This is a genomic window from Agromyces sp. SYSU T00194, assembly GCF_040496035.1.
Classification (GTDB): domain Bacteria; phylum Actinomycetota; class Actinomycetes; order Actinomycetales; family Microbacteriaceae; genus Agromyces; species Agromyces chitinivorans.
This window is the reverse complement of record NZ_JBEPJZ010000001.1, coordinates 1,004,625-1,024,308: the sequence shown is the minus strand read 5'-3', so window position 1 is coordinate 1,024,308 and position 19,684 is coordinate 1,004,625. Positions and strand designations below refer to the sequence as shown.

Below are 19,684 nucleotides of genomic sequence, written 5' to 3'. Positions count from 1 at the left end.
TGTGCGATGCGCGGGAGGATTGTCGCGTGAGCCATATGAACCCATACCGCCGTCGTGTGCGCGCGGTGCGCCACTTGGCAGGCGCTGCGACGCACGGCGCTGTCTGGAGGCATGGAATCGTCGTCGGCGCGCACGGGTGGGTCGGCGCGCCCAACTTCGGTGACGAGTTGATGCCGTGGCTTCTTCCGAGGTACGGGGTGGTTCCGGTGCATCGATTGATGGCGGAGTCCCGTCTGGTCGGGATCGGCAGCAATCTGCAAGTACTTCCTGAAACGTACGGAGGCGCGATCTGGGGAAGCGGGCTGATCGAAGACACCCCGCACCCGCTTCCCGACGCGAAGGTCTTGGCCGTTCGGGGACGTCTCACGGCACGGCTGATCGGCGCTGCAGATGATGTACCGCTGGGAGATCCCGGGCTCCTCGTCGCGCGCCGCATGCGGCTGCCGAGCGTGCTGGGGTCGGTCGCTTCGTTCCCCGTCGGTCTACCCAGTGTCGTGGGAGGTCGAGACCGCGAGGGTGCATCGACAACTGACTCGGCTGTCGCAGGGTGAACGAGGCAGCAGGCATGCCCGAGCGCCCAGGGGGCGTGGACGTGCGCGAGGTTCCGTGGCCGGTGCGCTTGCGCCTCGGCCATGCAGCCATCCAGCGCGTCGCCGACGGCGTGGGGGTGGACGTCCTTCACATCAAGGGGCTGACCGTCGCTCGGGAGCTGCGCCCCTCCGGCACGCGCGGTAGCGACGTCGACATCATCGTGCGTCCGTCGCACGTCGAGCGGCTGGACCGCGCAATGCGCGCGTCGGGGTGGGTGCTGTACAGCACGTTCCGGTCCGGTTCGCCGTTCGGCCATGCCCAGACGTACAGCCACGAGTCGTGGGGGTACATCGACCTGCACCGATTCTTCCCCGGGCTGGAGGCGTCACCTGCGCGCTCGTTCGAGCGACTCTGGAGCGACCGCGAGTTCATCGAACTCGGTGGCTGGAGTTGCGCCGTCCCGGATCTCACTGGCCAAGCGCTGATACTCGTCCTGAACGACGCGCGGGCGGCGGGTGGAAGTCGCAGTGACACCGCAGTGTCATGGAAGAACGCCAACGCGATGCGCCGGAACGAGATCATGAAGCTGGTGAAGGAATTGGATGCCGAGGTCGCCTTCGCCGCGGCCACCGGCGGGCTCGAGCAGTACCGGGATCGCCGGGAGTACCAGATCTGGAAGATCGCTTCCGAGGGTGGGTCGCGTACGGCCGAATGGCGCGCGCGGGTTCGTGCGGCGCCGAGCTTCGGCGCCGCGGTACGTCTGACGGCCCGAGCCCCGCTCGTGAACGTCGACCGGCTCACCCACCGGTTGGGAAGGAGGCCGACACGTCCGGAAGTGGCGGCCGAGTTCGTCCGCCGGATACGGCGCGGAGTGGGCGAGACGCTGCGCCGAAGGAGGCGGTGATGGGAATGCTCACGAAATCTCCGGGGGTCGGCGTCGACGACGACGAGACAACGACCTACGTCGCAGCGATCCCCTGGGGACCGATCGTGGTGCTCGAAGGTGTCGCGGCGATCATCTGGGCGCTCGCGCAGGGAAGCGCGCGCGCGGAGGTGCCGCGGCTCGTCGCCGAGGTGACCGGCGCCGACCTCGATGAGATCCGTGAGCAGGTCGATACGTTTCTCAGCGAGCTGCTCCAGCGTGGACTTCTGATCGAGGCATCCGTGTGAGGCGTGCAACGCACCTGCGATACTTGAGCGCATCTTCCGAGGAGCATCCGCCATGAGCCCGACGAGCACGACATCGCGCATCCTGCGCGAACGCCTGGTCGAGTGGTGGGCGGGCGCATGGCGCTGGGTACTGCTGGCTGTAGGCGCGGCCACCGCGGTGTACATCCTGCTCGACCAGCGCGCGCAGAACCCCGAGATGATGGCATTCGCGCTCGCGGCGCTGGTCATCGCGGCCGCCGTCACGAACGCGGTGCCCCTCGCGATCGCGCTCGTGGCAATGCCGGGCCTCCTGATCATCCAGCGTGTCGGCCTCGGCGGCACCGACCTCTCCGTCTCCGACGTCGCGCTCGCAGCCGCGTTCGGCACCGCACTGCTCCTCGGCCACCGCCCCTACAGTCCGCCCCTGCGCGCCCTGCTCTGGCTCAATTTCCTCTACCAGTTCACGACGCTGATCACGGTCGTCGTGAATCCGTACACCGCCAACGCCGTCGAGTGGTTCCACGCGTGGCTATTGATCTCCGGTGCACTCATCGTCGGTTGGGCGGTGGGCCACGCCGGCTATGCGAGGCTCGCGCTCGGGCTGATGGCGGCGGTCGCCGTATTCATCGCCGTCGTGACGATCGTGCACGCGGCTATCCAGTACTCCTCCGGCAACTTCGGGGCGATCTACCTGACGTGGCCGTTCCCGATGCACAAGAACTTCGTGGGGACGACCCTCGCGCTGGTCGCGGTCGTGGCGTACATCAATCCCGACTGGCTCGGGTGGTCGCGTCGACTGGCCACCTCCACGTTCCTGCTGCTCACGGTCGCGGTGCTGCTGAGCCAGTCGCGCCAGGCGATGATCGGCCTCATCGCCGCGGTCATCGTCGGCGTCATCCGCCGCCGGACCACCGGTCGGTCGCGGGCCATCGTGTTCCTTCTTGTCATCCCGGCGACGTGGCTGGTCATCTCCATGGTGGTCGAGCAGGTGGAATCGCAGAACCAGTTCAATTCGGTCTACCAGCGGCTCAACTGGTTCAGGGACGTCTATCACCTCTGGGCGGAGTCCCCCGCATTCGGTCATGGGCTCCGCTACTGGTATCAGATTCCCGGCGCATTCCAGCCGCCCCAGGCGGAGCTGGAGATCGTCGCCAGTACCGGGCTCTTCGGCCTGCTCGGGTTCGCGGTGATGTGGTTGGGCATCCTCATCGTGCTCTGGCGCGTCGACCCGAGGTTCGGAACCCTCGCCTTCGCGATCGTGTTCTCGCGCATCGTGCAGGCCCAGTTCGACCTGTTCTGGGTTGCCGCGGCCGTCTCGATCCCTTTCGTGGTCGCCGGTATCTGCCTGGGCGTCATGCAGCGCACGCACGATATCGAGGCGGCAGCCGATTCCGCCGGGTCCGGGGACGCGCGGATCGACGACGCGGAACCCGCACAAGCCGGTCGACGCTGAGGAAGCCCGCCTACTACGCCTGCTGCGTCAGCAGCCCGGCGTCGAGCAGGTCGCGGATCGCCGCGGACACGAGGAGGCCGGGATCCACACCCTCGGGCGGCTCCGGCAGCTGGCGGAGAGCCTCCTCGCGCAGGTCCTCCTCGGTGGAGTCGTCTGCGCCGAGCCAGACCACGGGACCCAGGCCCTCCAGCACGAACACCTCCGACGCGCGGAGCACGTACAGGCGCTCGTCGAGCATGAGCGAATCGCGGTGCGCCTCGCGGCGGTAGGAGCCGCTGCGCGGTACCGAAGCGGCATCCGCATCGACGGACGGGGCCTGGGCGCACCCGCAGCCCTGTTCGGTCGAGTCCGCGACGTCGACCAGCATGGGCGGCTCCGCCTCGCGAGTGGCGATCAGTTCCTCGATCAGCGGGGGGAGCGTCGTCGCCTCTCCGTAGACCACTCGTCGGATGCCCCCGGCGGCGAGCACCACCTCGGCGAGCATGCGCAGCGGACGCGGCATGACGGCGAGGTAGCTCGACTGGCTGACCAGCTCGGGGAGCCCCTCGGCGAGCGGGACGGACTCCACCCACGGGGTCGCGACCTCCGCACGACGGTCGAGCAGCACCACTGCTGCGAGTTCCAGTCCATCCGCATCCACTGAGCGCAGGCCGAGATCCGACGCCGGTGCCGTGCGCTTGCGACCCGGGCGGGAGCCGATCGAGAGCGGCTTGCGGTAGCTCAGCACGGTGCCATCCGGCCGTACGGCGAGCGTCTCGTCCGTCACGTAGCCGAAGTCGTGCCCCAGCGCCTGGGCGACGGTCGTCTTGCCTCGTCCGGAGGGCCCGACGAAGCCGACCACGCGCCCGTCGCCCGCGTCGACCGCTGCCGCGTGGAGCATCAGGGCACGGCCCTGCAGGCCCCGGATGCCTGCGAGCGTGACCTCCGTCGCGAGACGATCGCAGAGCTCCTCGAAGGAGTCCACGAACACGCGGTCCTCACCGTCGGCAGGTGCCGCTCCGATTCCCGCACCGAGCCCCACCCGGATCGTGCGGTCGGCCGAGTCGACGTGGGGGGCGACGAGGTCGCGCCACTGTGCCTCGAGTTCGGCGAACTGCTCCGGAGCGAGGCTCGCATCGCCGGCGATCCGCACCGTGGAATCGAGCGCACGCACGGTGAATTCGGATGGCATAGCATGGAGCCTACTCGTCCCGGGTACCGCCGCGCCGCGGATGGTGACACGAACGCGACCGGAGGTGCCATGGAGCTCCGCGACTACATCCGAGGCCTGCGCAGGCACTGGCTGGCCATCCTGCTCATGACGCTGGTCGGCGCGGGGACCGGGTACGGCTGGTCGCAGCTGCAGACCCCCGTGTACACCGCATACGCGAGCGGATACATCGCGTCCGCGCAGAACAGCGACGTCGGCATCTCGACCATCGGCGACAACCTCGCGCGCGGCAAGGTCAGCTCCTACCTCGAGATCGCCGGATGGCGATCCGTGGCGCAGAACGCCATCGATGCGCTCGGCCTCCAGACGACGCCCGAGGCCGTCGTCAACCGCGTGGAGGTGACGAACCCGGCCGAGACGGTCATCATGCGCATCAGCGCCACCGGGCCGTCGCCCGAGGAGGCGCGGGCGCTGGCCGAGGCGTGGATCGACGCGATGATCATCGAGATCGACGACATCGAGGGCGACGGATCGGAGGGTTCGGCGCCGGTCACGGTCATCCCCGCAGACATCGCCTCACTGCCGTCGTCGCCCTCGTTCCCCGACGTCCGCATGGCGATCCTCGTCGGCGCCATTCTCGGCTTCGGGTTCGGTATCGCGTTCGCGCTCATCCGTACGGTCTCCGACCGTCGCATCCGTGCAGCCGAGGACGTGGAGCAGCGCACCGGCATCGCGGTCGTCGGCACCATCCCACTGGTGCCCGGGCTGACCGACGATCAGCGCCTCGTCTCGCTCAACGAGCGGAACGGGGGCAAGGGCGACAACTTCGCCGTGGCGGAGGCGCTGCGCTCGCTGCGCACCAACCTCCAGTTCATGGACGTCGACCACCCGCCGCGGACCATCGTCGTCACCAGTCCGCTCCCCGGCGACGGCAAGTCGACCATCGCCTGCAACCTGGCGCTCACGCTCGCTGCTGCCGGTACCGCGGTGGTGCTGGTGGACGGCGACATGCGGCGCTCCATGGTCGCGAAGACCATGGGCCTTCCTGGTGGTGCCGGCCTCAGCGACGTACTCGCGGGTCGCGCGGAACTGACCGACGTCCTCCAGCGCACCCCGAAGTCGGTCAACCTGATCGTGCTCGCGGCCGGCAGCGTGCCGCCGAACCCGAGCGAGGTGCTCGGCTCGGAGCGCATGCGCACGCTCATCGCCGAGCTGGCGAAGCACGCGACGGTCATCATCGACGCGCCGCCGCTGCTGCCTGTCACCGACGGTGCGGTGCTCACGCATCAGGCCGATGGTGCACTCGTGGTGACCAGCCTCGGCAAGACGACGTACGACCTGCTGGAGAAGGCGCTCGACACCCTCCGCAAGGCGCGCGGACGGGCGCTCGGCGTCGTGCTCAACAAGGCGCCGCTGCGCGGCGTCGACGCGACACCGTACTCGTACGAGTACCGCCGTGAGTACGTCGCGCACTCGCAGGAGTCGGCAGCGCCGGAGCCCACGATGACGGAGGTCCCGGTCCCCGCCGACCTGAGCGACCTCGGCGAGCCGGAGACCACGCCGCGGCGCGGTCGGCGCGGCGCGTCGTCCGCCTGATGGCCCCAGCGGACCGCGACGCCGGCGCCCCGTCGCCTGCGATGCCGCGCGTCTCCATCGTCGTGCCGCTGTACAACGGCGCCGCGTGGATCGAGGAGACGCTGACCTCCATCGCGCGCCAGACGGTTGGCGACCTCGAGGTCATCGTCGTCGACGACGGTTCGGACGACGACGGGCGCGAACGGGCGCGCTCCCATCCGGTCTCGCCGCGGGTGCTCGAGCAGTCGCACCTCGGTGTCGCGGTGGCCCGCAATCGTGGCCTCGCCGAGGCCCGCGGCGACTGGATCGCGTTCCTCGACCAGGATGACCTCTGGCACCCGGAGCACCTGGCGCGCGCGCTCGGCTGGCTCGACGCGCACCCGGGAGAGCGCATCGTCTTCCTCCGCGAGCAGACGTTCGCGGCTGCCGACGAGCAGGAGCGGCTCCGCCGGCTCGACGAGGGCGTCGGCGGATGGGCGGGGCTGCTCGTCGGCAGCGACGACACGCTCGCCGAGCTCCTGGACCGCTCGGCGGATGCGGGCTCGGACGACGTCGAGGTGCACGACCTCGAGGCGATGCTCCGCGGGCCGGTCTCGACGACCACGAGCTTCCTCGCCGATCCGCTGCTGCTGCGACTCGCCGGCGGATTCGCGCCCCACGCGCTGGCGATGGACGACTACTGGCTGCTCGTGAACGTCGCCCGCCTCCAGCCGATCCCGCAGGTGGACCAGCCGACCGTCTTCTACCGCGTGCACCTCGGGGCCACGTCCCGCACGACCAAGCTCGGGCTCCCGTTCCTCTCATCGGCCGTGGCGCTGCGACTCGGCGGGGGCCTCGTCGACATCGGCACGGGACTGTCCGGCCGGCTCGACGGCTCGCTGCACCGGCACCTCCTGCGCGAACTGCTGGGCGCGCCCGAGTACCGCGACCCGCGCACCCGCGCGGCGATCGCGCACCTCGCCGGGCTCCTCTGGCCGCCGCACGGGCGTCGGGGCGAGCTGCGCCGGGCCACCGTCGCGGCGCGTCTCCCGTGGCTGCGCGACGCGGTGCGCTCCCTGCGGCGGCGGGTCGCCCGGCGCTGACCGGCCCCGCGGGCGACGGTCAGGCCGACCCGGTGCGCTCGGCCACGGGCGCGCCGGCGTCCGTCCGGGTGCGCCGAAGGCGCTTCGACCAGCCGATCGCGGGCTGCTCGACCCACCGGTGCAGGAGGTCGGCCGCCCCGATGGCGAGCGCGCCCGAGACCAGCACGATGAGCAACTGGGCCCACGGGGCATCCGGGAACGCCTTGAACCCGGCGCCCGCCACGACGGCGATGACCGGCAGGTGCACGAGGTAGAGCGGGTACGAGATCCGTCCGAAGTACAGCAGCACACGACCGGGCGACCGCGCGAGCCGGTCGCGCTCGATCAGCGCCCAGATGAGCAGGCCGGTGCCGATCGCGAACCACTCGCCGCCCCACGGGTCGGCCTGGCCGAGCACGAACTGCCGCAGCGCCGCCCACGCGACGAGGACCGCGAACGCGGCGGCGACGTGCCAGGTGCGCACGGTCGCGGTCGTGTGCCAGGCGAGCACCATGCCGATCGCGAACATCCACCACACCCCGAGCACCCACGGGCCGCTGCCGATGCCCAGCAGCGGGAGCGCCAGCGACGCCAGCGCGATCGCGCCGGCGCTCCAGACGACGACCCGCCGCCGCCACGCCTCCGACCGCGTGGCACGTGTCGCGAGCACGGCGAGGAGCACCACGACGAGGTAGAACTGCACCTCGAGGCAGAGGGTCCATGCCACGGCGAGGACCGACGGCACCCCGAGGATGTCCTGGAGGTAGACCAGGTTGAGCAGGACGTCGAGGGCGGTGAATTCGCGGCCCACGAGTCCGGGCACGAGGGTCTGCGCGAACTCGATGACGAGCACGACCGCGATCACGGCGTAGTACGGCGGGTCGAGGCGCACCTGGCGGCGCAGGGCGAAGCGGCCGCCCTGGCGCAGCGTGCGCATGTTCGCCGTCGTGTAGGCGATCACGAAGCCCGAGATGACGAAGAAGATCGCCACGCCGCTGCGCATGAGGCCGGTCGCGTCGATCACGGGCGCCGGCATCCACTCGGCGAGCGTGTCGGCGCTCGCCGAGTTCCAGAACATGTGGAACACGAGTACGGCGAGTGCGGCGACTCCTCGCAGGCCGTCGAGCGCGAGGAACCGGCCGGCGGGCGGCGGCTTCATGCGTCGAACCTACTGGAAACGGGGAGCCAGTAGGATGCTGCGTGCTCGAACCCGAACGACGACGACTGGCGGTACGCGTGACCGAGACGCCACCCGAGGCGACCGATCAGCGGGGGCCCGAGGGCGCCCCCGCGACCGGACTGCGCGCGCGCGCCCTCGCGTTCTACCTGCCGCAGTTCTTCCCCATCCCCGAGAACGACCGCTGGTGGGGCCCGGGATTCACCGAGTGGACCAATACCGCGCGTGCCCGGCGCCTGTACCCCGGTCACCTGCAGCCGACGCTGCCGGCCGACCTCGGCTTCTACGACCTCCGCGTCCCCGAGACGCGCCAGGCGCAGAGCGACCTCGCCCGCGCGTACGGCGTGGAGGGGTTCGTCTACTGGCACTACTGGTTCGGCGGCGGGGATCGCATCCTGGAGCGCCCGTTCGCGGAGGTGCTCGAGCGCGGCGAGCCCGAGGTCGGGTTCGCGCTCGCATGGGCGAACCAGTCGTGGACCGGCATCTGGCACGCGGCCGCCGACACGATCCTCAAGCAGCAGCGGTACCTCGGCGCCGAGGACGACCGGCGCCACTTCGAAACGATCCTCCCGGCGTTCCGCGACGAGCGGTACATCCGGGTGCACGGGCGACCGCTCTTCTACGTGTTCCGCCCCGAGGAGCTGCCGGATGCGGCGGAGTTCGTCGACCGGTGGCAGGCCATGGCCCGGGAGGCGGGCCTCGAGGGGCTCTACCTCGTCGCGGAGGCGAGCGACCTCCTCGGTGCGGGCGCCCGCTACGCGAACGCCGAGGCCGACGGCTTCGACGCGAGCGTCTACATGCGCCTGCCCGCCGAGGTGACGCCCGCGACCCGGTTCCGCATGCGCGCCGGCCGCAAGCTCATGGGCGGGCCGGAGATCTGGCCGTACTCCGACCGCATCGTCGCCGACTATCCGCGCGACCCGCGGGTGCAGCCCTGCGTGTACCCCAACTGGGACAACACCCCGCGTGCGGGGCGGCGCGGGCTCGTCGTGCGCGACGCGACCCCGGAGCGCTTCCGGCGCAACGTCGCGGACGCCGTGGAGCTCCTCGCCGACCGACCCGCCGAGGAGCGGCTGCTCTGGGTGAAGTCGTGGAACGAGTGGGCGGAGGGCAACCACCTGGAGCCCGACCTGCGCGAGGGGCACGCCTGGCTCGAGGCGCTGCGGGCCGGGTTGTCGTGACCGTTCCCCCGCGGCATCCGCTCGACTCGACGGACCGACCGCTGCGCATCGCGATGATCTCGTACTACCTGCCGAGCGAGAGCAAGATCGGCGTGGGGTACCAGGTGCACGCGCTGGCCAACGAGCTGGCCGACCGTGGGCATCACGTCGACGTCTTCAGCCCGTGCGCACCCGTCGAGGGGGCGCGGTACGGCCACGTCCACGTGCCCCTCGAAGGATCGATGCGCACCTTCCGCTTCGCGTTCGCGATGCGGCGCATGGACCTCTCGTCGTACGACGTGCTGCACGCGCACGGCGAGGACTACTGGATGTGGCGACGGCGCGTGCCCGCCCACGTGCGCACCCTGCACGGGTCGTGCTTCGAGGAGGCGCTGCGCATCCGGGGCGCGAAGGAGCGCGCGCGCATGGTGCTGCTCGGCTGCACCGAGGTGCTCGCGAGCGTCGTCGCCGACCGCACGGTGCTCATCTCGCCGGCGACGCGGAAGTGGACACCGTGGGTGGACACAGTGATCCCGAACGGGGTGGACGCGTCGGCGTTCGCGCCCGGAGGCGCGAAGCGCACGGCGCCGACCGTGCTGTTCGTCGGCACCTGGCGCGGCCGCAAGCGAGGCGCCGAGCTCGCCCGGATCTTCGCGGACGAGGTGCGACCCCGGGTGCCCGATGCCGAGCTGCGCATGGTCACCCAGGATGCACCCGACGAGCTGCCCGACGGCGTCGTCGCGCTCGGGCGCCTGACCGACGCGGAGCTCGCGGAGGAGTACCGGAGCGCCTGGGCCTTCAGCCTGCCCTCGACGTACGAGGGGTTCGGCATCCCCTACGCCGAGGCCATGACCGCGGGACTCCCGGTGATCGCCACGCCGAACGTCGGCTCCCGCTACGTGACCGACGAGGGCCGCTACGGCGTGCTCGCCGAGCTCGACGGGCTCGGCGACGCGCTCGTCGGGGTGCTGACGGATGCCGGCCGGCGGGCCGAGCTCGCCGAGGCGTCGCTCGCGCGCGCCGTCGAGTTCGACCTGCACGCCGTCGCCGACCACTACGAGCAGGTGTACCGGGCCGAGCAGCACGCCCGCCCCACGAAGGAGCAGACCACGTGACCACCCCCAGCGTCGCGGTCGTGATCGCCACGTACAACCGCCCCGACTACGTGCGCACGTGCCTCGAGCACCTGGCGGCCCAGACGGTGCGCCCCGAGCGCACCGTGGTCGTCGACGCGTCGCCCGATGAGGCGACGTGGGCGGTCGTGCAGGAGCATCCGGAGGTGGAATACCGGCGCAACGAGAAGGGCATCGGCTCCACTGCGACCTCGCGCGCGATCGGCGTCGAGGGCGTGCGCCAGGACGTGGTCGCCTTCATCGACGACGACGCGTTCGCCGAGCCCGAGTGGCTCGAGGAGCTGCTGAAGCCCTACGCCGACCCCGCCGTCGCGGCGGTCGGCGGCCGGGCGCGCAACGAGCAGCCGGGGGAGGAGCAGGAGGGCATCGGCGAGATCGGCCTGCTGCTGCCCGACGGGCGGCTCACCGGGTTCTTCGCGGCCGACCCCGGGCGCGACGTCGACGTCGACCACATGCTGGGCGCCAACATGTCGGTGCGCATGAGCGTGGTGCGCGAGCTCGGGGGCATCCGCGATCTCTATCCCGGCACGTGCCTCCGTGAGGAGACGGACATCGCGCTGCGCATGCGGCGTGCGGGCTGGCGCATCGTCTACACGCCGACCGCGGTCGTGCTTCACGTCGCCGGCACCTACGCGCGCGGGCGCCGGTTCGACGCCCGGTACCGCTACTACGGCGCCCGCAACCACGTCGTGCTGCTCGCGAGCACCCTCGGGTACCGCGACCCGCACTTCCGCAGCTACCTGCGCACCGCCGCGGCGGAGGCCGGCCACCAGGTGGTCACGGGACTCCGCTCGGTGCGCGACCCGAAGCGGAGCGGCGCGCGCGAGAAGCTGCGGGGCGTGGTCGGCGGCGGCTGGCGCGCGGCGGTCGACGTGGTCGGCACGGTGGCGGGCCTCGCAGCGAGCGCTGCGCCGGGCGTGCGTGCGAAGCCCGCGGAGGGAACGGCCGGATGAGGCTCCACGCCTACGTGCTCGCGGGCGATCCGGCCTGGGTCGCGCAGAGCATCGGCTCGTACTACGACGTGGTCGAGCGCATCGTGGTCTCGTACGACGCCGACGGCCGTGCCTGGGGCGGGGCGCCGCTCTCGGTCGAGGAGGCGCTCGGGCGCATGCGCGCTGCCGACCCCGACGGCAAGCTGGTCTTCAGGCCGGGCGACCACTCGGACGCGTCGCGGGAGGTCATGGCGGTCGAGACCGAGCACCGGCAGGCCGCGCTCGACGCCGCCTCCGAGGGTGCCGACTGGGTGCTGCAGCTCGACACCGACGAGATCGTCCCCTCCGTCGGGGTGCTGCTGGATCACCTGGCCGAGGCGGATCGCCGTGCCGCCGAAGCGCTCGCCTTCCCCATGCGCAACTTCCACGCCCGGACGGCCGACGGGGCCTTCCTCGAGCACTGCGGCCGGTTCTGGACCGCCCAGGCGGGGTTCCCCGGACCGGTGGCGGTCCGTGCCGGGACGCGCCTCACCCTCGCGCGGCAGGCGGCCGACACGCCGGTGCACCGGGTGGACATGTCCCCCCGCAACACCGACCCGGCGCACCCGTTCGGCACGCCTGTGCACGCCGTGATTCCGCCGCGGGACGCGATCATCCACATGAGCTGGGTGCGCACGGAGCGGCAGATGGCGGAGAAGCGCATCACCTCCGGCTACGCGGGCGAGCGCGACTGGGACCGCGACCTGCGGCGCTGGCGCCGTCGGGCGGCCCATCCCCGGCGCACGATGCTCGCCGCCCCCTTCGCGCGGAACCCGTTCGGGCGCTTCCGCGTCACCCGACTGCCCGAGTTCGCGGGGATCGAGCCGTGACGACGGATGCCCCGGGCGCGCGGCCGCTCGTCGACGTCGTCGTCCCCACGAACCGGGTGAGCCCGTACCTCGAGACGGCCCTCGCGTCGGTCGCAGCGCAGACCTATCGCAGGTGGTCGCTGATCGTCGTGGACGACGGCTCGGGGCGCGGCGACGAGCTCGAGCGGATCGTCGGCAGCGTCGACGGCGCGCGGCTCATCCACCGCGAGAACGGCGGGGCGGCGGCCGCGCGCAACACCGCGATCGCCGCCGGGTCGGGCGATGTCGTCGCCTTCCTCGATGACGACGACCGGTGGCCGGCCGATCGACTCGAGCGGCTGGTGGCGGCGCTCGGCGCGGACCCGGAGGCGATCGGCGCCTTCGGCGACGGCATCGACGTGGACGGAGACGGGGTCGCGTTCGACGCATGGCACACGCCCCGTGCCACCTCCGACGCCTACCTCCGCGGCGAGACGCCGATCCCGCGCATCACCACGCTCGTGGTGCGGCGTCATGCGTTCGCACTCGCCGGGACCTTCGACGAGGACTTCGGCCTCTCCCAGGACACCGAGTTCACGCTGCGGCTCCTCCGGCATGGGCGGCTCGTCGGCTGCGGGGCGCCGGTCGTCGAGTACCGCCGGCACGACCGCAACGCGACCGCCGCCGACTGGCGGCGCCTGCACGCGGCGGGATCGCGCGCCGTGCGGACCAACCTCGAGGACGCCGCGTCGCGCGGCGAGGACGCGCACGTCGACGCGCTGCGCCGCAACGCCCGCCTCCTCGATCGCGCGTACGCGTCGTGGTCCGCGGGTCGCGTGATCGGCCTGCTGAGGGCCGGCCGCCGACGGCAGGCGATGCTCGACGTCCGCGACTCGCTCCGGCTCTCCCCGCGCGGCGTCGTCGCGGGCTGGTCGTCGACGATCGCGTCGCGGCTCCGGAACCGCGCGGGGCGCGTCCGCCGCGACCACGCGGCGGGTTAGCTCACGGCGGACAGCCGGCCGAGCACCCCGGCCATCGCGGCGACCCGGTCGGACCAGTCGGCCACGGCGCCGGTCGCGCCGTCGGGGAACGGGTGGGCGGATGCGACGGCCGAGACCACGGCGTCGGCGAATGCCGCGCCCGCGGCGAGCACGACACGCGGGTCGTCGGCATCGCGGAACCCGGCGACCGGGGTCGAGACCACCGGCCGGCCGACCGCCTGGTACTCGTAGAGCTTGATCGGGTCGAGGCTGTCGGTGAACTCGGTCACCACGTGCGGCACGACGAGCACGTCCGCGTGCTGGAGATAGCCCACGACGTCGTCCCTCGAGCGGGGGCCGACGAGCAGCGCGCCCGCACGCCGCAGGCGCTCGGCGTCGTCGGGCTCCAGGAGGTTCGGGCCGACGAGCACGAGCGTGCCGCGGTCGCCCAGTGCGTCGGCGGTGGCGGCGCACAGGTCCACGTCGATGCGGTGCGGATGCACGGTGCCCAGGTACAGCGCGGTCGGCCCGCCGGGCAGGTCCGTCGGACGCGGGCGGGGCCGGCGGTACGCGGCCACATCGACCGCGTTGGGGATGAGCGTGACGTCGCGGTCGCGCCCCTTGCGACGGGCGAGCTCGGCCGAGCAGACGACCACCTCGCCCGCCGTGGCGAGCAGGCGGGCCTCGTTCGCGGCCGACCGTGCGCGTTCTGCCGCCGGGCGGTCCGCCGACAGCCAGTCGTCCGTGATGTCGTAGACCGTCGGCCAGCCCGATGCGTCGGAGACCGCGACCGCACCCGGGTCGTTGATCCACAGCACGGGCGCCTCCATCCCCAGCCGGCGTGCGGTGCGCCGGACCGCGCGGGCCATCCGCTCGTCGGCCCGGCGATCGAGCTTCCGGGGCAGCCACTTCACGGGGCGATACGTCCAGAGTCGGCTCGGTGCCGGGACGTCCATCGCGACGGGTCCATGCCCCAGGTCCGGGCGGCGGCCCGAGCGGAGGTCGTGCGTCGGGTCGCCGGGCGGTTCGACGAAGAGCACCCGCAGGTCGGGGTCGGCGCGCAGCAGGCCCGCGACGAGGTGCTGGTTGCGGCGCCAGACGTCGTCCCATCGCTCCAGGGACATGACCACGAGGTCGGTCATCGCACGCTCCGGTAGACGGCCTCGGTGGCAGCGGCCTGCGCCCGGAGCGAGAAGTCGCGCCGCTGTCGTTCGCGCTCCGTCGCGCCGAGCGCCGCGCGGCCGTCGGCGTCGTCCGCCAGGGAGTGCAGGGCGGATGCCGCCGCGTCGACGTCGTCCGGCGGGAAGAGCGCGCGGGCGTCGAGCCCGTCGAGCATGTCGAGGTGCCCGGCGGCGCCCGCGCCGACGACCGGGAGCCCACTGGCCATCGCCTCGAGCACCGTGAGGCCGAAGTGCTCGAACGGGCACGACGCGACGAGCACGCCCGCACCGTCCATCAGGTCGGGCAGGTCGGTGCGGAAGCCGAGGAAGTCGACCGCGTCGGCGACGCCGAGCTCGGTGGCGAGCTCCTGGAGCGCCGGTCGTTCGGGGCCGGTGCCGGCCACCCGCATCCGCCACCCCGCATCGGCGACGCCCGACGCGGCGAACGCCCGGATGCCGACGGCAGTGTGCTTCTCCGGCTGGAGCCGCTGCGCCATGAGCACGATGCGCCCGCGGGTGCCCGGGTCGACGTCGGGTCGCGGGTCGAGGCCCGGGTGCACGACGACGCTGGCGCCGTCCACCGCCTCGGCGACGGCGTCGCTGATGGAGAGCTGCGCGTCGATGCGCCGGCCGACGAGGGCGGCGATCGGCACCGGGCCGACGCGCCCGCGTGCCTTCGCGAAGTGCCTGGTCGCGACGATCGCGGGACGCCGCGACCGAGGGGTCAGCGCGAACGCGGCGACCGTCCCGACGTCGGCGGCGGTCATGTGGGTGTTCACGACGTCCGCCCGACGGGCATGCCGTCGCACCGCGCGCGTGACGTCGATCGTACGGACGGCGGGCAGGTGCGGAACGCCTGCGGCGTCGAGCACGGGACGCATACGGTCGGTCGCTCCGCCGATCACGAGCACGTCGTGGCCGTCGGCCGCCTGGGTGCCGGCCAGCCGCAGGACGAACTGCTCGACCCCTGAGAAGCCGTCGGAGCGGATCGCGTGCACGATGCGGAGCGGCGGCGTCATGCGCCCCCCGAACGGAGGTCGTCGATGAGGGCGAGGTAGCGCCGGGCGATCTCCGGCCACGTGTAGCGCTCGGACGTGGCGCGAGCGCGGGCCCGCCACTCCGCGGTGATGCGTGGACCGAGCCGATCCAGCTCGTCGAGGCGTTGCGCGACCGATGCGGGATCGCGGTCGACCAGGAAGCCGTTCTCGCCGTCGACGATGATGTCGGGGGCGAATCCGACCCGGGTGGACACGACGGGGAGCCCGCAGGCGAGGGCCTCGAGCACGACCAGGGCGTTCGCTTCGTAGGCGCTCGGCAGCACCAGCAGGTCGGCGGCCCAGAGGTAGGGGACCGGATCCGGCTGGGTGCCGACGAAGCGCACGCGTCCGTCGACGCCGTTCCGCCGGGTCCGTGCACGCGCACGGCGGATCATGTCCCCCGTACCGCCGACGACCAGCAGCGTCGCATCGGGGGCACCGCCGAGTGCGTCGATCGCGATGGGCAGGCCCTTCCGTTCGAACTCGTGTCCGATGAACACCGCGACAGTCCGGTCGTCGTCGATCCCGGCGTCGCGCCGGGCGCCGTGACGCTCGGTTTCGGTCGGGGGGCGGAACCGTTTCGTATCGACGCCGTTGGGGATCACGTGGATCGGTGCGCGGACGCGTCCGTACTCCTCGACCAGCAACTCGGCCTCGTGCGTGGTGAGCGCGACCACCGCCCGGTGGGTGCGTCCGCGGTACCGGATGCGGTCGCGCATCGCCGTGTAGAGGTGGACCGGGTTGCGGAGCATCCGCCAGGCGAAGTCGCCGCGTGCGCGCATCGCGGCCTGCAGCAGCCCGTGGTTCACGTAGACGTCCCCGGCCATCACGTCGTTGTGGCAGATCGAGACCGCGTCCGGCCTGGAGTCCAGGAACCTGCGAGCCCGACGTGTTCCCACGGTGCTGAACCAGATCACGTTCCGTGCCCGCTCGAGGTGCGTCACGAGCTGCGGTCCGCCTCCGGCCCCACGCAGCGGGCGCCCGGCGTCGGCGGAGGTGAAGCGTTCGACCTGGGCGCCTGCGGCTCGGAACTCGCGCTCGAGGTTGTACGCGACGCCGGCCACGCCGCTGCCGGGCTCGATCGACGGAGCGATCTGCACGATGTGCGTCATCGGGCCGCCTCGCGCTGCGCGTGCAGCTCGTCGGCGAGCGCGAGGTACCGAGCGGCGATGGAACGCCACGAGTGCTCGGACACGCTCGCCCGCGCGCGAACTCGCCATGGTGCGAGGTCGACCGCGGCGAGCTGGTCGAGGCGCGCGCCGATCTCCTCCGCGTCGCGCGCGACGAGGAATCCGTTGCTGCCGTCCATGATGATCTCCGGTGCGTATCCGACGCGGGTGGCGATCACCGGGAGGCCGCAGGCGAGCGCCTCGAGCACGACCAGGGCGTTGGCCTCGTATGCGCTCGGTAGCACGAAGATATCGGATGCCGCGAGGAACCGGAGCGGGTCGGGGTGCGGACCGGTGAAGTGCACGCGGTCGGCGAGCCCGGCGGAAGCCGCTTCGCGCCGGGCGTGGGCGATAAGTTCGCGATTCCCGCCCACCACGAGCAGCAGCACGTCGGGGGCGTGCCGGAGGGCGCGGATCGCGAACGAGAGCCCCTTGCGCGCGAACTCGTGGCCGACGAACACCGCGACCCGCTCGTGCTCGCCCAGCCCGAGCGCGCTGCGGGCCGCGCGACGTTCCTCCGCCGTCGGCGGGCGGAAGCGCTCGAGGTCGACGCCGTTCGGGATGACGACGATCCGGGGCCGGACGCGACGGTAGACCGCCCGCAGTTCCGCGGCGGCGGCGGCCGACAGCGCCACGACCGCCCGGTGCGTGCGGCCGCGGTAGCGGATCGCGTCGCGTGCGTAGCTGAAGACCTGGAACGGGTTGCGGAAGACTCGCCATGCGGACCGACCCCGCGCCCGCATGTTCGTCAGCACGAGCCCGTGGTTGACGTACACGTCGCCGACCATCGCGTTGTTGTGGCAGATCGCGACGGCGTCGGGACGCTCGGCGAGGAAGGCGCGCGCACGGCGCGTTCCCACCGTGCTGAACAAGACGATGCGCCAGCCGTGGGCGAAGCGCCGGGCCAGCGTCGAGGTCGGCCAGGGCCTCCCCCGACCGCGTCGCGCGTCGTCGTAGGTGAAGCGCTCGACCTCCGCCCCGAGCGCCCGCAGCTCGCGTTCGAGGTGCCAGGCGACCCCGGGGATGCCGGCGCCCGGCCCGATGCGGGGCACCACCTGGACGATGTGCGTCACGCCGCGCGCCCGTCGCCCAGTGCGGGCGCGGGAGCCCCTGCGCTCGGGGCGCCGCCTGCGGCCTCGCCCGCCCGGTACCGCGCCTCGACCCGCACGGGTCCGAGCCGGTACAGTGCGGCGCGGCGCCTCGCGTCGCGTCCGCGCTCGCCGGGGAGCGCGACCGCACGGGCCATCGAGCCCAGCCACTGCCCCGCGCGCGCCCACTGCCACCCGAGGGCGCCGAAGTGCTTGCGCAGGTAGCGCTCCTGGGAGGCGTGGAAGTGCGCCTCGCGGCGCATCGAGTCGCTGCTCGTGCCGGCACCGGCGTGGACGGCCCGCACGTCGGGCACGGCCGCGTGGCGCCAGCCCAGCCGGTGTGCGCGGTACGCCCAGTCGGTCTCCTCCGCGTAGAGGAAGAAGCGCTCGTCGAGGCCGCCGACCTGGGCGAGCGCCTCCGCGCGCAGCAGCAGCACCGACCCGATCACGAACGTCGGCCCGACGGCGAGGCTCCCCAGACCGAGCGCCTCGAGCCAGGTGCGGCCGGGCGACGGATACGGCCACTCGATGCGGGCGGGCCGCCCGTGCTCGTCGACCTGTGCGGGCCCGACGCTGGCGAGGTCCTCGCTCGCACGCAGCGCACCCTGGAGCGCCGAGACCTCGTCGGCCGACACGACCGCGTCGGGGTTCAGCAGCAGCACGTCGGCGCCGGGCACGAGGCGGTCGGCGAGGGCGGCGTTCACGCCCGCGGCGAACCCGCCGTTGCGTCCGGGGTCGACGTACCGCACGCCCAGCTCGTCGCAGAGCGCGGCGATCTCCGGCAGCGAGGAGTTGTCGACGACCGTGACCGGCAGCCCCGCCACCGGCGCGAGCGCGCGGCGCAGCAGGTCGGGCGCCCCGTAGGCGACGACGACGACCTCCACTGGCGGGGCGGGGGCGGATGCCTCGTGCCGCACCGAGCGGTAGAGGTCGAGGTAGTCGCGGCCGACCGCGTCCCAGCCGCACTCGGCGGCGCGGGCGGCCCCGAGCGTGCGCAGCTCGGCGGCCCGCGTCGTCGCGGCCGCGACGAGCGCATCCGCCAGGGCGTGGGCGTCGCCCGCCGGCACGACGACGCCCGCACCGCCGACCACGTCGGGCAGGGCGCCGGCGTCGCTCGAGACCACCGGAACCCCGCACGCCATCGCCTCGACGGCCACGCGCCCGAACTGCTCGGTCCACGAGGGGGTCGGCAGCGACGGCATCGCGACGACGTCGAGCCCCGTGTAGAAGTCGACGACCGCGTCGGGGTCGATCGGGCCGGCCAGCTCCACGCGGCCGGCGAGCGTGCCCGCGGCGGCGCGGTCGGCGAGCTCGTCGGCCAGGGGGCCCGACCCGCCGATGCGCAGCCGGAGGCGCGGCTCTGCGACGGCGGCGTCGAGGAGCACGCGGATGCCCTTCTCCGCCACGAGGCGGCCGAGGAAGCCGACGGTGATCGGCTCGTCCGCATCGCCTGCGTCGGGGGCACGGTTCACTTCGGGGGCGTCGGCCGGCCCGGAGGCATCCGCTCCCGCCCCGGGCCGGAAGCGGTCGAGGTCGACGCCCAGGGGGATGACCCGGGCGTGGCCGGCGAAGCCCTTCTCCTCGACGATGCGCGCCGCCTCCGCGTTGCACGCCGAGACGCCGGCGGCCGAACGGAGCGCCCACCGCTCGAACCAGCGGAACGGCACCGGGTAGCGCTTGCGCAGGTTCTGCGCGGTGTACAGCACGACGGGCGCGCGCTGCCCGCGGAGCATCCGGAGCAGGAGGATCTCGGCGGTCGCGAGGGCGAACGGCTCCTCGTGCAGGTCGATGACGTCCCACCGTTCGCCGAGCGCGCGCCAGATCGGCCGCGGGTCGTAGACGAAGAGTGCGGGGTGGCGTCCGAGCGTGGCGACGCCGCCGGCGGACTCGCCCGGGCGCGGCCGGAGCGCGACCTCGGTGCCGCCGGCGTGCCAGCGGCGGGCGCTGAGCAGCGAGACGTCGACGCCGAGCTCGACGAGGGCCCGTTCGCGCCCCCGCCACTCGTCGACGACGGCGCTGTGAGAAACCCTCAGTACGCGCACCGCATCTCCTCGTAGACTCCTGTGCACGTAACCATATCCGCGGCCGCGGGGGAACGACCG

18 protein-coding genes are annotated in these 19,684 nt (G+C 72.8%); 11 read left to right on the top strand and 7 right to left on the bottom strand.

Annotation, left to right across the window (positions count from 1 at the left end; genetic code table 11):
- The first annotated feature begins 26 nt into the window (after positions 1-26).
- From ABZK10_RS04725 to ABZK10_RS04710, 4 genes are read left to right on the top strand one after another with little or no spacing between them, the layout of a single operon-like run.
- A complete protein-coding gene (locus ABZK10_RS04725; RefSeq protein ID WP_353808039.1) occupies positions 27-551 on the top strand; it encodes a hypothetical protein in 525 nt (174 codons plus the stop codon).
- A gap of 14 nt (positions 552-565) precedes the next feature.
- Positions 566-1,435, top strand: a complete 870-nt coding sequence (locus ABZK10_RS04720; RefSeq protein ID WP_353808038.1) for a nucleotidyltransferase family protein — start codon at positions 566-568, stop codon at positions 1,433-1,435.
- A complete protein-coding gene (locus ABZK10_RS04715; protein WP_353808037.1) occupies positions 1,435-1,701 on the top strand; it encodes a PqqD family protein in 267 nt (88 codons plus the stop codon). The genes ABZK10_RS04720 and ABZK10_RS04715 overlap by 1 nt, the downstream gene beginning before the upstream one ends.
- A 52-nt stretch (positions 1,702-1,753) precedes the next feature.
- Positions 1,754-3,133 (top strand): O-antigen ligase family protein, encoded by a 1,380-nt coding sequence (locus ABZK10_RS04710; RefSeq protein WP_353808036.1) that lies wholly within the window; start codon positions 1,754-1,756, stop codon positions 3,131-3,133.
- Positions 3,134-3,146: 13 nt separating this feature from the next.
- Here ABZK10_RS04710 and ABZK10_RS04705 read toward each other — a convergent pair whose 3' ends face one another.
- A complete protein-coding gene (locus ABZK10_RS04705) occupies positions 3,147-4,304 on the bottom strand; it encodes a hypothetical protein (protein WP_353808035.1) in 1,158 nt (385 codons plus the stop codon).
- Positions 4,305-4,307: 3 nt separating this feature from the next.
- Here ABZK10_RS04705 and ABZK10_RS04700 point away from each other — a divergent pair, with 3 nt between their 5' ends.
- Both ABZK10_RS04700 and ABZK10_RS04695 read left to right on the top strand, forming a co-directional pair.
- Positions 4,308-5,879, top strand: coding sequence for a tyrosine-protein kinase domain-containing protein (locus tag ABZK10_RS04700; protein ID WP_353808034.1), 1,572 nt, complete (start codon positions 4,308-4,310; stop codon positions 5,877-5,879).
- A 41-nt stretch (positions 5,880-5,920) separates the two neighbouring features.
- Positions 5,921-6,940, top strand: a complete 1,020-nt coding sequence (locus tag ABZK10_RS04695; RefSeq protein WP_353808033.1) for a glycosyltransferase family 2 protein — start codon at positions 5,921-5,923, stop codon at positions 6,938-6,940.
- 19 nt (positions 6,941-6,959) lie between these two features.
- Here ABZK10_RS04695 and ABZK10_RS04690 read toward each other — a convergent pair whose 3' ends face one another.
- The gene (locus ABZK10_RS04690) at positions 6,960-8,078 is read right to left on the bottom strand and encodes an acyltransferase family protein (RefSeq protein ID WP_353808032.1); all 1,119 of its coding nucleotides are present in this window, start codon (positions 8,076-8,078) and stop codon (positions 6,960-6,962) included.
- A 41-nt stretch (positions 8,079-8,119) separates the two neighbouring features.
- Between ABZK10_RS04690 and ABZK10_RS04685 the strand changes: the two genes are divergently transcribed.
- Genes ABZK10_RS04685 through ABZK10_RS04665 form a run of 5 tightly spaced genes read left to right on the top strand, consistent with a single transcriptional unit; the run spans position 8,120 to position 13,149 of the window.
- Complete coding sequence (locus ABZK10_RS04685; protein ID WP_353808031.1) at positions 8,120-9,277, top strand: glycosyltransferase WbsX family protein; 1,158 nt, start codon at positions 8,120-8,122, stop codon at positions 9,275-9,277.
- Positions 9,274-10,371, top strand: a complete 1,098-nt coding sequence (locus tag ABZK10_RS04680; RefSeq protein WP_353808030.1) for a glycosyltransferase family 4 protein — start codon at positions 9,274-9,276, stop codon at positions 10,369-10,371. Before ABZK10_RS04685 ends, ABZK10_RS04680 begins: the two co-directional genes overlap by 4 nt.
- On the top strand, positions 10,368-11,342 hold the full coding sequence (locus ABZK10_RS04675) for a glycosyltransferase family 2 protein (RefSeq protein ID WP_353808029.1): 975 nt from the start codon (positions 10,368-10,370) through the stop codon (positions 11,340-11,342). The genes ABZK10_RS04680 and ABZK10_RS04675 overlap by 4 nt, the downstream gene beginning before the upstream one ends.
- Positions 11,339-12,190, top strand: a complete 852-nt coding sequence (locus tag ABZK10_RS04670; RefSeq protein WP_353808028.1) for a hypothetical protein — start codon at positions 11,339-11,341, stop codon at positions 12,188-12,190. The genes ABZK10_RS04675 and ABZK10_RS04670 overlap by 4 nt, the downstream gene beginning before the upstream one ends.
- A complete protein-coding gene (locus ABZK10_RS04665) occupies positions 12,187-13,149 on the top strand; it encodes a glycosyltransferase family 2 protein (RefSeq protein WP_353808027.1) in 963 nt (320 codons plus the stop codon). The genes ABZK10_RS04670 and ABZK10_RS04665 overlap by 4 nt, the downstream gene beginning before the upstream one ends.
- On the opposite strand, the gene ABZK10_RS04660 is transcribed toward ABZK10_RS04665, so the two are convergent.
- Genes ABZK10_RS04660 through ABZK10_RS04640 form a run of 5 tightly spaced genes read right to left on the bottom strand, consistent with a single transcriptional unit; the run spans position 13,146 to position 19,624 of the window.
- Positions 13,146-14,270 carry a glycosyltransferase gene (locus ABZK10_RS04660; RefSeq protein WP_353808026.1) on the bottom strand — a complete coding sequence of 375 codons (1,125 nt, stop codon included), beginning with the start codon at positions 14,268-14,270 and terminating at the stop codon, positions 13,146-13,148. The two genes, ABZK10_RS04665 and ABZK10_RS04660, sit on opposite strands and share 4 nt — an antisense overlap.
- Positions 14,267-15,307, bottom strand: a complete 1,041-nt coding sequence (locus tag ABZK10_RS04655; RefSeq protein ID WP_353808025.1) for a glycosyltransferase family 4 protein — start codon at positions 15,305-15,307, stop codon at positions 14,267-14,269. The genes ABZK10_RS04660 and ABZK10_RS04655 overlap by 4 nt, the downstream gene beginning before the upstream one ends.
- Positions 15,304-16,437 (bottom strand): glycosyltransferase family 4 protein, encoded by a 1,134-nt coding sequence (locus tag ABZK10_RS04650; RefSeq protein WP_353808024.1) that lies wholly within the window; start codon positions 16,435-16,437, stop codon positions 15,304-15,306. The genes ABZK10_RS04655 and ABZK10_RS04650 overlap by 4 nt, the downstream gene beginning before the upstream one ends.
- Positions 16,434-17,567 (bottom strand): glycosyltransferase, encoded by a 1,134-nt coding sequence (locus tag ABZK10_RS04645; protein ID WP_353808023.1) that lies wholly within the window; start codon positions 17,565-17,567, stop codon positions 16,434-16,436. Before ABZK10_RS04645 ends, ABZK10_RS04650 begins: the two co-directional genes overlap by 4 nt.
- The gene (locus ABZK10_RS04640; RefSeq protein WP_353808022.1) at positions 17,564-19,624 is read right to left on the bottom strand and encodes a glycosyltransferase; all 2,061 of its coding nucleotides are present in this window, start codon (positions 19,622-19,624) and stop codon (positions 17,564-17,566) included. The genes ABZK10_RS04645 and ABZK10_RS04640 overlap by 4 nt, the downstream gene beginning before the upstream one ends.
- Positions 19,625-19,684: the final 60 nt, after the last annotated feature.

Bases quoted from the DNA above. Each gene is read 5' to 3' on its own strand.
- ABZK10_RS04720 (WP_353808038.1), top strand. From the start codon at position 566: ATGCCCGAGCGCCCAGGGGGCGTGGACGTGCGCGAGGTTCCGTGGCCG.
- ABZK10_RS04715 (WP_353808037.1), top strand. From the start codon at position 1,435: ATGGGAATGCTCACGAAATCTCCGGGGGTCGGCGTCGACGACGACGAG.
- ABZK10_RS04710 (WP_353808036.1), top strand. From the start codon at position 1,754: ATGAGCCCGACGAGCACGACATCGCGCATCCTGCGCGAACGCCTGGTC.
- ABZK10_RS04705 (WP_353808035.1), bottom strand. From the start codon at position 4,304: ATGCCATCCGAATTCACCGTGCGTGCGCTCGATTCCACGGTGCGGATC.
- ABZK10_RS04700 (WP_353808034.1), top strand. From the start codon at position 4,308: ATGGAGCCTACTCGTCCCGGGTACCGCCGCGCCGCGGATGGTGACACG.
- ABZK10_RS04695 (WP_353808033.1), top strand. From the start codon at position 5,921: ATGCCGCGCGTCTCCATCGTCGTGCCGCTGTACAACGGCGCCGCGTGG.
- ABZK10_RS04690 (WP_353808032.1), bottom strand. From the start codon at position 8,078: ATGAAGCCGCCGCCCGCCGGCCGGTTCCTCGCGCTCGACGGCCTGCGA.
- ABZK10_RS04670 (WP_353808028.1), top strand. From the start codon at position 11,339: ATGAGGCTCCACGCCTACGTGCTCGCGGGCGATCCGGCCTGGGTCGCG.
- ABZK10_RS04660 (WP_353808026.1), bottom strand. From the start codon at position 14,270: ATGACCGACCTCGTGGTCATGTCCCTGGAGCGATGGGACGACGTCTGG.
- ABZK10_RS04655 (WP_353808025.1), bottom strand. From the start codon at position 15,307: ATGACGCCGCCGCTCCGCATCGTGCACGCGATCCGCTCCGACGGCTTC.
- ABZK10_RS04650 (WP_353808024.1), bottom strand. From the start codon at position 16,437: ATGACGCACATCGTGCAGATCGCTCCGTCGATCGAGCCCGGCAGCGGC.